Here is a 12295-nt window from a genome sequence, read left to right on the forward strand (position 1 = left end):
GTGAAATTCCGTCGGAATCTGGGAGGACCATCTCCCAAGGCTAAATACTCCCTAGTGATCGATAGTGAACCAGTACCGTGAGGGAAAGGTGAAAAGCACCCCGGAAGGGGAGTGAAAGAGATCCTGAAACCGTGTGCCTACAAATAGTCAGAGCCCGTTAATGGGTGATGGCGTGCCTTTTGTAGAATGAACCGGCGAGTTACGATCCCGTGCAAGGTTAAGCTGAAGAGGCGGAGCCGCAGCGAAAGCGAGTCTGAATAGGGCGTTTAGTACGTGGTCGTAGACCCGAAACCAGGTGATCTACCCATGTCCAGGGTGAAGTTCAGGTAACACTGAATGGAGGCCCGAACCCACGCACGTTGAAAAGTGCGGGGATGAGGTGTGGGTAGCGGAGAAATTCCAATCGAACCTGGAGATAGCTGGTTCTCCCCGAAATAGCTTTAGGGCTAGCCTTAAGTGTAAGAGTCTTGGAGGTAGAGCACTGATTGAACTAGGGGTCCTCATCGGATTACCGAATTCAGTCAAACTCCGAATGCCAATGACTTATCCTTAGGAGTCAGACTGCGAGTGATAAGATCCGTAGTCAAGAGGGAAACAGCCCAGATCGCCAGCTAAGGTCCCAAAGTGTGTATTAAGTGGAAAAGGATGTGGAGTTGCTTAGACAACTAGGATGTTGGCTTAGAAGCAGCCACCATTTAAAGAGTGCGTAATAGCTCACTAGTCGAGTGACTCTGCGCCGAAAATGTACCGGGGCTAAATACACCACCGAAGCTGCGAATTGATACCAATGGTATCAGTGGTAGGGGAGCGTTCTAAGTGCAGTGAAGTCAGACCGGAAGGACTGGTGGAGCGCTTAGAAGTGAGAATGCCGGTATGAGTAGCGAAAGACGGGTGAGAATCCCGTCCACCGAATGCCTAAGGTTTCCTGAGGAAGGCTCGTCCGCTCAGGGTTAGTCAGGACCTAAGCCGAGGCCGACAGGCGTAGGCGATGGACAACAGGTTGATATTCCTGTACCACCTCTTTATCGTTTGAGCAATGGAGGGACGCAGAAGGATAGAAGAAGCGTGCGATTGGTTGTGCACGTCCAAGCAGTTAGGCTGATAAGTAGGCAAATCCGCTTATCGTGAAGGCTGAGCTGTGATGGGGAAGCTCCTTATGGAGCGAAGTCTTTGATTCCCCGCTGCCAAGAAAAGCTTCTAGCGAGATAAAAGGTGCCTGTACCGCAAACCGACACAGGTAGGCGAGGAGAGAATCCTAAGGTGTGCGAGAGAACTCTGGTTAAGGAACTCGGCAAAATGACCCCGTAACTTCGGGAGAAGGGGTGCTTTCTTAACGGAAAGCCGCAGTGAATAGGCCCAAGCGACTGTTTAGCAAAAACACAGCTCTCTGCGAAGCCGTAAGGCGAAGTATAGGGGGTGACACCTGCCCGGTGCTGGAAGGTTAAGGAGAGGGGTTAGCGTAAGCGAAGCTCTGAACTGAAGCCCCAGTAAACGGCGGCCGTAACTATAACGGTCCTAAGGTAGCGAAATTCCTTGTCGGGTAAGTTCCGACCCGCACGAAAGGTGTAACGATTTGGGCACTGTCTCAACCAGAGACTCGGTGAAATTATAGTACCTGTGAAGATGCAGGTTACCCGCGACAGGACGGAAAGACCCCGTGGAGCTTTACTGTAGCCTGATATTGAATTTTGGTACAGTTTGTACAGGATAGGCGGGAGCCATTGAAACCGGAGCGCTAGCTTCGGTGGAGGCGCTGGTGGGATACCGCCCTGACTGTATTGAAATTCTAACCTACGGGTCTTATCGACCCGGGAGACAGTGTCAGGTGGGCAGTTTGACTGGGGCGGTCGCCTCCTAAAGTGTAACGGAGGCGCCCAAAGGTTCCCTCAGAATGGTTGGAAATCATTCGTAGAGTGCAAAGGCATAAGGGAGCTTGACTGCGAGACCTACAAGTCGAGCAGGGACGAAAGTCGGGCTTAGTGATCCGGTGGTTCCGCATGGAAGGGCCATCGCTCAACGGATAAAAGCTACCCCGGGGATAACAGGCTTATCTCCCCCAAGAGTCCACATCGACGGGGAGGTTTGGCACCTCGATGTCGGCTCATCGCATCCTGGGGCTGTAGTCGGTCCCAAGGGTTGGGCTGTTCGCCCATTAAAGCGGTACGCGAGCTGGGTTCAGAACGTCGTGAGACAGTTCGGTCCCTATCCGTCGTGGGCGTAGGAAATTTGAGAGGAGCTGTCCTTAGTACGAGAGGACCGGGATGGACGCACCGCTGGTGTACCAGTTGTTCTGCCAAGGGCATAGCTGGGTAGCTATGTGCGGAAGGGATAAGTGCTGAAAGCATCTAAGCATGAAGCCCCCCTCAAGATGAGATTTCCCATAGCGTAAGCTAGTAAGATCCCTGAAAGATGATCAGGTTGATAGGTTCGAGGTGGAAGCATGGTGACATGTGGAGCTGACGAATACTAATAGATCGAGGACTTAACCATATAATATGAAGCAATGTTATCTAGTTTTGAAAGAATATAAAAAACTTGTTGACTTTAGAAGTTAAATGAGTTACAATAATTCTTGTCTTAAATGAATACAGTCTGGTAATGATGGCAGAGAGGTCACACCCGTTCCCATACCGAACACGGAAGTTAAGCTCTCTAGCGCCGATGGTAGTTGGGACCTTGTCCCTGTGAGAGTAGGACGTTGCCAGGCTTGTATTATTCCGCAGTAGCTCAGCGGTAGAGCTATCGGCTGTTAACCGATCGGTCGTAGGTTCGATTCCTACCTGCGGAGCCATTATGCTTCCATAGCTCAGCTGGTAGAGTACTTCCATGGTAAGGAAGAGGTCACCGGTTCAAGCCCGGTTGGAAGCTTGGAAAAGTTTTTAAATTTTTGGCCCGTTGGTCAAGTGGTTAAGACACCGCCCTTTCACGGCGGTAACACGGGTTCGAATCCCGTACGGGTCACCACTTTTGGAGGATTAGCTCAGCTGGGAGAGCACCTGCCTTACAAGCAGGGGGTCGGCGGTTCGATCCCGTCATCCTCCACCATATATGTTTAAATGTCGGAGGGGTAGCGAAGTGGCTAAACGCGGCGGACTGTAAATCCGCTCCTTCGGGTTCGGCAGTTCGAATCTGCCCCCCTCCACCATTTTCTTAAAAATAACCTGAAAGGGTTTATTTTTTTGAGAAGATAACCATACTAGTAAATATTAATGGGCTATAGCCAAGCGGTAAGGCAACGGACTTTGACTCCGTCATGCGCTGGTTCGAATCCAGCTAGCCCAGCCATTTACGAGCCATTAGCTCAGTTGGTAGAGCATCTGACTTTTAATCAGAGGGTCGAAGGTTCGAATCCTTCATGGCTCACCATTTTCGCGGAAGTAGTTCAGTGGTAGAATACAACCTTGCCAAGGTTGGGGTCGCGGGTTCGAATCCCGTCTTCCGCTTTATTACTAAGGGGCCTTAGCTCAGCTGGGAGAGCGCCTGCCTTGCACGCAGGAGGTCAGCGGTTCGATCCCGCTAGGCTCCATCTAAATAGAAAAAGCTTACATCATATGATGTAAGCTTTTTTGTGTTTAAAAAGACAACTTTTATATTTATCGTTTAAAATGAAGAAAACGTAAAAATAAGGGATGGGGGATAATTGTGAAAGTTGTTATTGCATCTGATTCATATAAAGAAAGCCTAAAAGCTATAGAAGTATGTGAAGCTATTGAAAGAGGTTTTAGAGCAATTTTTCCTAATGCAAAGTATGTGAAAATACCAATTGGAGATGGAGGAGAAGGGACGGTTGAATCGCTTGTTGATGCTACAGGGGGGAGAATTATATCAATTAGTGTGACAGGACCGCTTAGAGAAAGTGTGCAAGCTTTTTATGGCGTGTCTAAAGATAAAAAGACAGCGTTTATTGAAATGGCAGCAGCATCAGGATTACAGCACGTTCCAGTTGAAAAGCGAAACCCACTTATTACAACGACAAAAGGAACAGGAGAACTTATATTACATGCGCTAAATCAAGGGGCGGAGTACATAATTTTAGGACTTGGAGGAAGTGCTACAAATGATGGTGGGGCAGGCATGTTAGCAGCTTTAGGAGTAAGATTTATAAATGATAAGGGTGAAGTAATAGATCCATCTGGAGGTACGTTACATTCGATTGTTGCTATTGATTTTTCACAAATGGACCCACGCTTAAAGGGGGTAAAGATAGAAGCGGCATGTGATGTGGATAATCCATTAGTCGGAATGCAGGGAGCATCTTTCGTATTTGGGAGACAAAAGGGTGCGAATATAGAGATGATGAAAGAGCTAGATGAGAATTTAAAACATTATGCGAATATCCTTAAAAGATATGTATCTTCTGATGTATCTGAAATACCTGGTGCAGGGGCAGCAGGAGGAATGGGGGCGGCTGTTATTTCAGTGCTAAAGGGAGACTTGCGAAGGGGCATTGAAATTGTATTGGATTATACAAATTTCGATAAACATATAGAAGATGCAGACCTCATTATAACTGGTGAAGGTAGAATAGATGAACAAACTGCATATGGGAAGGCTCCTGTTGGTGTTGCGGGGCGTGCGAAACGTTTTTCTGTGCCTGTAATTGCCATTGGAGGGTCTGTATCATCTGATTATTCAGCCGTGTACGAGAAAGGAATAGATGCGGTATTTAGTATTACAACGAGACCGATGACACTAGAAGAAGCATATAGAGTAGCAGAAGAAAATATTGAAATGACAACGAAGAATATTGCAACAGTATGGAAAATAGCGTCAGAAAAACACTTCTAAATGTAGGGGTGTTTTTTTATTATTATTTAATAATAGTGATTGTGATTGTTTCATTAAGTTAACTTTATACATAGAATAGTCTTGAAATTTGATTTTGAACGTGAATATAAGTGAATAATTTGTATATCCATACAGAAAAATGTCGAGTTGAGTCAGACTATATAAAAGATTTAAAATATTTAGTGAAGGCACAGAAGGGGGATACTATCTATGAAAAAAGAAATCTCAGTTATTGGAGTTCCAATGGATTTAGGGCAGATGCGTCGTGGCGTTGATATGGGACCGAGCGCAATCCGTTATGCAGGGGTAATTGAAAGAATTGAAGAAATTGGATATGACGTTAAAGATATGGGAGATATACGTATAGAGAGAGAAAAAGAGATAGATGAAAATACAAAATTAAGAAACCTTACACAAGTTGCAACTGTATGTAATGAATTAGCAAGTAAGGTGGATCATATTATAGAAGAAGGTCGTTTTCCACTTGTATTAGGTGGTGACCATAGTATTGCTATCGGTACATTAGCTGGTGTAGCAAAACATTATAAAAACTTAGGTGTTATTTGGTATGATGCACACGGTGATTTAAATACAGAGGAAACTTCACCATCTGGAAATATTCACGGTATGTCACTTGCAGCAAGTTTAGGTTATGGACATTCTTCACTTGTAGATTTATATGGAGCATATCCAAAGGTGAAAAAAGAGAATGTCGTAATTATCGGTGCGCGTGCATTGGATGAAGGAGAAAAAGATTTCATTCGCAATGAAGGTATTAAAGTGTTCTCAATGCATGAAATTGATCGTATGGGGATGACGGCTGTTATGGAAGAAACAATCGCATATTTATCTCATACTGATGGTGTACACTTATCATTAGATTTAGATGGTCTTGATCCTCATGATGCACCAGGTGTTGGGACGCCTGTAATTGGTGGTCTATCTTATCGTGAAAGTCACTTGGCGATGGAAATGTTAGCAGAAGCGGATATTATCACATCTGCTGAATTTGTTGAGGTAAATACGATTTTAGATGAGAGAAATAGAACGGCAACAACAGCAGTTGCTTTAATGGGTTCTTTATTCGGTGAAAAACTAAAATAAATGTAAGAAAAGCAACTGAGAAGTTGCTTTTTTTATTTGAAAATAGGCGTATAATAATGATTTATATTATACTGTAAGATAAAAATGTTTGACATCTTACCAATTTGAGCTAAAGGGGGTTGTTTGTAATTGTCGTTTGTTTCATGTATGGTATAATTAACTAGTTGTTGGAAATACATACAGATAGAGCATAAAACAATATTTCAATATATGGATAGAATTGCTCGTAAGTAGGAGGAAGGGATAGCATGCCTTTTGAAGATACGACCATTTTGAAATATCTTAGTACGGCATTAGATATTGCCATTGTATGGTTTATTATATATAAGCTGATTCTCATAATCCGAGGGACGAAAGCTGTTCAACTTTTAAAAGGGATTACAGTTATCATTGTCGTTAAGATGATTAGTATTTTCCTTGAATTGCATACGTTATCTTGGCTAACTGAACAAGTATTAACATGGGGATTTTTAGCCGTTATTATTATCTTTCAGCCAGAATTGCGAAGAGCACTTGAGCAGCTAGGGCGCGGGAGTTTATTTTCGCGTGTTGGACCGCATGAGGATGATGAACCTGAAATGGTTGCAACAGCGATAGCAAAAGCAACCGAATATATGGGGAAACGTAGAATAGGTGCATTAATTACTTTGTCAAAAGAGACCGGTATGGGTGATTATGTGGAAACGGGTATTCCGCTGAATGCAAACGTATCATCGGAATTACTTATTAATATTTTTATTCCAAATACACCTCTTCATGACGGAGCGGTAATTATGCAAGGAAGTACAATTAAAGCAGCAGCATGCTATCTTCCATTATCAGAAAGTCCGTTTATTTCTAAAGAATTAGGAACTAGACATCGTGCTGCAATGGGAGTTAGTGAAGTTACTGATAGTATTACAGTAGTTGTGTCTGAAGAAACTGGTCAAATTTCTTTAACGAAAAATGGTAAGTTGCATCGTGATTTGAAGACAGAACAGCTGAAGGATATGTTATTAGCTGAATTTAGTGGGAACGAAAAAACGACTTCTTCGTCTTTATGGAATTGGAGGAGAAAGCGTCATGGATAAGTTAATGGAGAATCATTGGTTTTTAAAAGGGATCTCATTACTATTGGCGTGTATGCTTTTTATGTCAGCGACGTTAACTGAGAAAAATACGACATCAGGTATATTACCTTTTGCAAATGATACGAAAGAAACATTAACTAATTATGAGATTAATCTTAAGTATGATGAGGAGAAATATATTGTAAGTGGTATTCCAGCAGAGGGCGTGAAGGTGAAGTTAGAAGGCCCAAAAGCATCAGTTGCTACAGCAAAAGCAAAAAAACAATTTGACATACCAATTGATCTGCGAGATAGTCCAAAAGGAACTTATGAGATTTCTTTAAAAACGAACGGGCTTCCAGACGATGTGAAAGGAACAGTTCAGCCATCAACAATTAAAGTTACTCTTCATGAAAAGGCGAGAAAATATGTTCATGTAGATTTGAAATTATCAAATGAGGATCAAATGCCAGCGGGGGCTACTCTCGAAAAATCAAGCATTAAACCGGATACTGTTGAGGTAGTTGGGACGAAAGAAGAAATTGAAAGCATTTCATCTGCCAAAGCGTATGTTGATTTAAAAGGTGTTAATAAAACTGTTACAAAAACGCCCGAAGTTACATTATACAATAAAGAAGGAAAACGTTTAAATGTAAGAACAAGTCCATCTAAAATTAGTGTAACGTTGAATGTGGCAACGCAAACTACAGCCAATAATACTGAAAAAACTGTTCCTGTAACGTATACGAAGAAGGGGAGTTTAGCAGAAGGATTGGCAGTTACAAATATCAGTGTCGAGCCGAGAGAGGTAACGATAGCTGGTCCAAAAGATATTTTGGATAATATACAATCGCTAGAGGGGGTCGAAGTAGATCTTAGTCAATTGACAGAGTCTACAACATTCGATGCCTCTGTTTTATTACCCAAGGGTGTAACCAGTGCAAAACCGAATCAAGTGAAGGTTTCAGTGGGAGTGCAAAAAACAAAACAAACGAAAACAAAAACGATTGATGGCATCCCAATCCAAAAAAATGGACTTTCTAAAGATGTTACGGCTCAGCTAATTTCGCCGCAAGATGGAAAGATAAGTGTTGATATTTCAGGAGAAGCAAGTATAGTAGATAAAATAACAGCTGCCCAAATCACAGCGGTAATTAATTTGCAAAATGTATCTTCAGGGACGAAAGATATTTCTATTCAAGTGAGTGGTCCTGGTAATATTTCAATAGAGCCAAAACAAAAAAGTGCTAAAGTTACTATTGTAAAGAAAGAAAAACCAGATAAAGAAGTACAGGGTAACGGTCAACAACCGGATTCAAACACCAATCAAGAAAATCAAAATGAGAAGCCAAAAAATCCTGAATCCAATCAAGAAAAAGAAACGGAACAGGAAAATAATCAAAATCAAGATAAAGAAAATAGTCAAGAACCAACGGTAGATAACCATAATCAAAAAGAGCAAGAAAAAGGAGCGAATCATAATGGGTAAATATTTTGGTACAGATGGAGTACGTGGAGTTGCAAATAAGGAGTTAACACCTGAATTAGCTTTCAAAATTGGGCGTTTTGGTGGTTATGTATTAACAAAAGATACAGATCGTCCAAAAGTAATTATCGGTCGTGATACACGTGTATCTGGCCATATGTTAGAAGGAGCTTTAGTAGCAGGTCTATTATCAACTGGAGCAGAAGTAATGCGCCTTGGCGTTATTTCTACACCGGGTGTTGCTTATTTAACAAAAGCACTAGATGCACAAGCAGGTGTTATGATTTCTGCATCTCATAATCCAGTACAAGATAACGGTATTAAATTCTTTGGTTCAGACGGCTTTAAATTAACAGATGAGCAAGAAGCTGAGATTGAAGCTTTATTAGACAAAGAAGTTGATGAACTACCACGTCCGACAGGTACTAATCTTGGACAAGTGAGCGATTACTTTGAAGGTGGACAAAAATATTTACAGTACATTAAACAAACTGTTGAAGAAGATTTCTCTGGCCTACATATCGCTTTAGATTGTGCACATGGTGCAACTTCTTCTCTAGCTCCATACTTATTTGCAGACCTAGAAGCTGATATTTCAACAATGGGAACTTCTCCAAACGGTATGAATATTAACGAGGGTGTAGGATCTACACATCCAGAAGGCTTAGCTGAATTGGTAAAAGAAAAAGGTGCGGATATCGGACTTGCTTTTGATGGCGATGGCGACCGTTTAATTGCTGTAGACGAAAAAGGAAACATCGTTGACGGTGATCAAATTATGTTTATTTGTGCGAAGTACATGAAAGAAACTGGTCAATTAAAACATAATACAGTTGTTTCAACTGTTATGAGTAACTTAGGTTTCTACAAAGCACTTGAAGCAAACAATATTACAAGTGATAAAACAGCAGTTGGTGACCGCTATGTAATGGAAGAGATGAAACGCGGTGGTTACAACTTAGGTGGAGAACAATCAGGCCATATTATCTTACTTGATTACATTACAACTGGTGACGGAATGTTAAGTGCACTTCAACTTGTAAACATCATGAAAATGACGAAAAAACCATTATCTGAGCTTGCAGGAGAAATGACGAAATTCCCACAATTGCTAGTAAACGTTCGTGTAACAGATAAAAAATTAGCATTAGAAAATGAAAAAATTAAAGAAATTATTCGTGTTGTAGAGGAAGAAATGAACGGTGATGGCCGTATTCTTGTTCGTCCATCTGGAACAGAGCCACTTATTCGTGTAATGGCAGAAGCACCAACACAAGAAGTTTGTGATGCATATGTACATCGCATTGTAGAAGTTGTGAAAGCCGAAGTTGGCGCTGAGTAATTAGCTGAATTTATATGAAAAAGGAGCACAAAAAGTGCTCCTTTTTCATATGTTTTATAGACGATGAAAAAAATTTCATTGACGGTTTATCCATGTTTGTTATAAGATGGTCTTGTTCTTTTTCTCAAAGGAAATATTGTAAATTATAAAAGCGCCAGAACTACAAATAGTGTAGTTGACGAGGTGGGGTTTATCGAGATTTCGGCGGATGACTCCCGGTTGTTCATCACAACCGCAAACTTTTACTTAAATCATTAAGGTGACTTAGTGGACAAAGGTGAAAGTGTGATGAGAGAAGAGGAACGGATGAAAACTAGCTGTATAAGTATATACGGACTTAAACCCAATCGAGAGGAAGGTGAAAGCCGTTACAAGCTTACAGGGCTAGCAATATGTAATCCGTTTTTTTAGTATAAATAAAAATGGTATCGGACTATGTCGTTACATGTTCGCAGAGCAGTGTAAGCATTTGTAACGGCGACTAAACATGTGTGGAATCGTAGGATTTATTGGAGAGCAAGATGCAAAGGAAATTTTATTAAAAGGTTTAGAAAAGCTAGAATATCGTGGATATGATTCAGCAGGTATTGCAGTACAAGCAGAGAACGGTGTTGTTGTATACAAAGAAAAAGGCCGTATCGCAAAACTTCGTGAAATCGTAGATGAGAACGTAGCAGCAAGCGTAGGTATCGGACACACACGCTGGGCTACACACGGTGTTCCAAGTAAAGTAAACGCGCATCCGCATCAAAGTACATCAAAACGCTTTACACTAGTTCATAACGGTGTAATTGAAAACTATGAATTAGTGAAAAAGGAATATTTACAAGATGTAACGTTCGTAAGTGAAACAGATACAGAGATTATCGTACAGCTTATGGAACAACAAGTGAGCACAGGATTAAGTGTAGAAGAAGCGTTCCGTAATACGCTATCTCTTTTACATGGCTCTTATGCAATCGGATTACTTGATGCTGAAAATCCAAACATGATTTATGTTGCTAAAAACAAAAGCCCGCTATTAGTAGGTGTTGGTGACAACTTTAATGTTGTGGCAAGCGACGCTATGGCGATGTTACAAGTTACAGATCAATTTATTGAGTTAATGGATAAAGAAATCGTAATCGTAACGAAAGAAAGTATTACAATTAAAAACTTACAAGGTGAAACGATTGAACGTGCACCGTTTACAGCGGAATTAGACGCAAGTGATATTGAAAAGGGAACATATCCTCACTTCATGCTTAAAGAAATCGATGAGCAACCACTTGTAATCCGTAATATAATTCAAAAGTATCAAGATGAAAATGGCGAGATTGAATTAAATCAAGACATTCGCAATGCGATTTTAGATAGCGATCGTATTTACATCATTGCATGTGGAACGAGCTATCATGCAGGTCTTGTTGGAAAACAATTTATCGAGAAGTTTGCAAAAATGCCAGTTGAAGTGCATGTAGCAAGTGAATTCTCTTACAACATGCCATTATTAACAGAAAGACCATTCTTCATTTACATTTCACAAAGTGGTGAAACTGCTGATAGCCGTGCAGTACTTGTACAAACAAATGAAATGGGTCATAAAGCATTAACAATTACAAACGTGCCTGGTTCTACTCTTTCTCGTGAAGCTGATTATACACTTCCGTTATATGCTGGACCAGAAATTGCAGTTGCATCAACGAAAGCTTACACAGCACAGCTTGCAGTACTTTCAATTTTAGCAGCTGATATTGCTAAAGCAAAAGGTGAAGTTCTTGATTTCGATTTAACACACGAACTAGGACTTGTAGCAAATGCAATGATAGAACTTTGTGATCAAAAAGAAGAAATGGACGCATTAGCAAAACAATTTTTAGCGACAACGCGTAACTGTTTCTTCATCGGACGTAGCGTAGACTTCTACGTAGGATTAGAAGGTGCGTTAAAACTAAAAGAAATCTCTTACATCCAAGCAGAAGGATTTGCTGGAGGAGAGTTAAAACACGGTACAATCGCTTTAATCGAAAATGGTACACCAGTTATCGCACTTGCTACACAAGAGCACGTAAACCTTGGAATTCGCGGCAACGTGAAAGAAGTAGTAGCACGCGGTGCTAACCCATGTATCATCTCAATGAAAGGCTTAGAAATGGAAGGTGACAGCTTCGTATTACCAGCTGTACACGAAGCACTAGCACCGCTAGTAGCAGTTATTCCATTACAACTTATCTCATACTACGCAGCACTTCACCGCGAGTGTGACGTTGATAAGCCACGTAACTTAGCTAAGTCTGTTACTGTTGAGTAGGAGATTGGTAGGTTAATAAATATAGTTGTAGCTTTAAAATAAATTTACAAATTTGTACCCCTTTAGATATTTTATCTAAAGGGGTATTTTTGTGTCGGAAAATAACATCTAGAATTGGTAAGTGGATAGAACCCTATAGATTAAAGTTTTACTTTATCAAATTCACTTTTATTTATCTGAATTTTCCATTATTATTTTAAGTATTCATGAACAATTTCTTTGATTACGACAAAAAG

General features: G+C 41.0%; 6 protein-coding genes, 9 tRNA genes, 2 rRNA genes and 1 pseudogene (1 of these 18 only partly in view). All 18 read left to right on the forward strand.

The genetic code is table 11. From position 1 onward, the window contains the following. Positions 1-2490, forward strand: a 23S ribosomal RNA gene (locus tag N2V79_RS00865); it begins 432 nt to the left of the window's first position. Positions 2491-2591: 101 nt separating this feature from the next. After that, a 5S ribosomal RNA gene (gene rrf / locus N2V79_RS00870) occupies positions 2592-2707 on the forward strand. 9 nt (positions 2708-2716) lie between these two features. Further along, a tRNA-Asn gene (locus N2V79_RS00875) sits at positions 2717-2791 on the forward strand. Positions 2792-2795: 4 nt separating this feature from the next. Next, positions 2796-2868, forward strand: a tRNA-Thr gene (locus tag N2V79_RS00880). A gap of 21 nt (positions 2869-2889) precedes the next feature. Then, positions 2890-2964, forward strand: a tRNA-Glu gene (locus N2V79_RS00885). 5 nt (positions 2965-2969) lie between these two features. Next, a tRNA-Val gene (locus tag N2V79_RS00890) sits at positions 2970-3045 on the forward strand. A 16-nt stretch (positions 3046-3061) separates the two neighbouring features. Continuing rightward, positions 3062-3145: transfer RNA gene (locus tag N2V79_RS00895), tRNA-Tyr, on the forward strand. A 65-nt stretch (positions 3146-3210) separates the two neighbouring features. Then, positions 3211-3285, forward strand: a tRNA-Gln gene (locus tag N2V79_RS00900). Between the two features lie 5 nt (positions 3286-3290). Beyond that, positions 3291-3366, forward strand: a tRNA-Lys gene (locus N2V79_RS00905). Positions 3367-3371: 5 nt separating this feature from the next. Then, a tRNA-Gly gene (locus N2V79_RS00910) sits at positions 3372-3443 on the forward strand. 10 nt (positions 3444-3453) lie between these two features. Then, positions 3454-3526: transfer RNA gene (locus tag N2V79_RS00915), tRNA-Ala, on the forward strand. A 116-nt stretch (positions 3527-3642) separates the two neighbouring features. Next, entirely contained in the window at positions 3643-4788 is a 1146-nt protein-coding gene (locus N2V79_RS00920; RefSeq protein WP_086422769.1) for a glycerate kinase, read from the forward strand. Positions 4789-4998: 210 nt separating this feature from the next. After that, on the forward strand, positions 4999-5892 hold the full coding sequence (gene rocF / locus N2V79_RS00925; protein ID WP_000711574.1) for an arginase: 894 nt from the start codon (positions 4999-5001) through the stop codon (positions 5890-5892). Positions 5893-6140: 248 nt separating this feature from the next. Further along, the gene (gene cdaA / locus N2V79_RS00930) at positions 6141-6962 is read left to right on the forward strand and encodes a diadenylate cyclase CdaA (RefSeq protein ID WP_001115694.1); all 822 of its coding nucleotides are present in this window, start codon (positions 6141-6143) and stop codon (positions 6960-6962) included. After that, positions 6955-8430 (forward strand): CdaR family protein, encoded by a 1476-nt coding sequence (locus N2V79_RS00935; protein WP_340719520.1) that lies wholly within the window; start codon positions 6955-6957, stop codon positions 8428-8430. Before cdaA ends, N2V79_RS00935 begins: the two co-directional genes overlap by 8 nt. After that, positions 8423-9769, forward strand: a complete 1347-nt coding sequence (gene glmM, locus N2V79_RS00940) for a phosphoglucosamine mutase (RefSeq protein WP_000521476.1) — start codon at positions 8423-8425, stop codon at positions 9767-9769. Before N2V79_RS00935 ends, glmM begins: the two co-directional genes overlap by 8 nt. 288 nt (positions 9770-10057) lie before the next feature. Next, a pseudogene (locus N2V79_RS00945) lies at positions 10058-10244 on the forward strand (hypothetical protein). Positions 10245-10256: 12 nt separating this feature from the next. Then, positions 10257-12059 (forward strand): glutamine--fructose-6-phosphate transaminase (isomerizing), encoded by a 1803-nt coding sequence (glmS, locus tag N2V79_RS00950; protein WP_000334155.1) that lies wholly within the window; start codon positions 10257-10259, stop codon positions 12057-12059. Positions 12060-12295 lie beyond the last annotated feature (236 nt).

It is taken from the genome of Bacillus sp. CH_70, assembly GCF_038007045.1.
In the GTDB taxonomy this organism is placed as follows: Bacteria; Bacillota; Bacilli; order Bacillales; family Bacillaceae_G; genus Bacillus_A; species Bacillus_A cereus.

Bases quoted from the DNA above. Each gene is read 5' to 3' on its own strand.
- rocF (WP_000711574.1), top strand. From the start codon at position 4,999: ATGAAAAAAGAAATCTCAGTTATTGGAGTTCCAATGGATTTAGGGCAG.
- cdaA (WP_001115694.1), top strand. From the start codon at position 6,141: ATGCCTTTTGAAGATACGACCATTTTGAAATATCTTAGTACGGCATTA.
- N2V79_RS00935 (WP_340719520.1), top strand. From the start codon at position 6,955: ATGGATAAGTTAATGGAGAATCATTGGTTTTTAAAAGGGATCTCATTA.
- glmM (WP_000521476.1), top strand. From the start codon at position 8,423: ATGGGTAAATATTTTGGTACAGATGGAGTACGTGGAGTTGCAAATAAG.
- glmS (WP_000334155.1), top strand. From the start codon at position 10,257: ATGTGTGGAATCGTAGGATTTATTGGAGAGCAAGATGCAAAGGAAATT.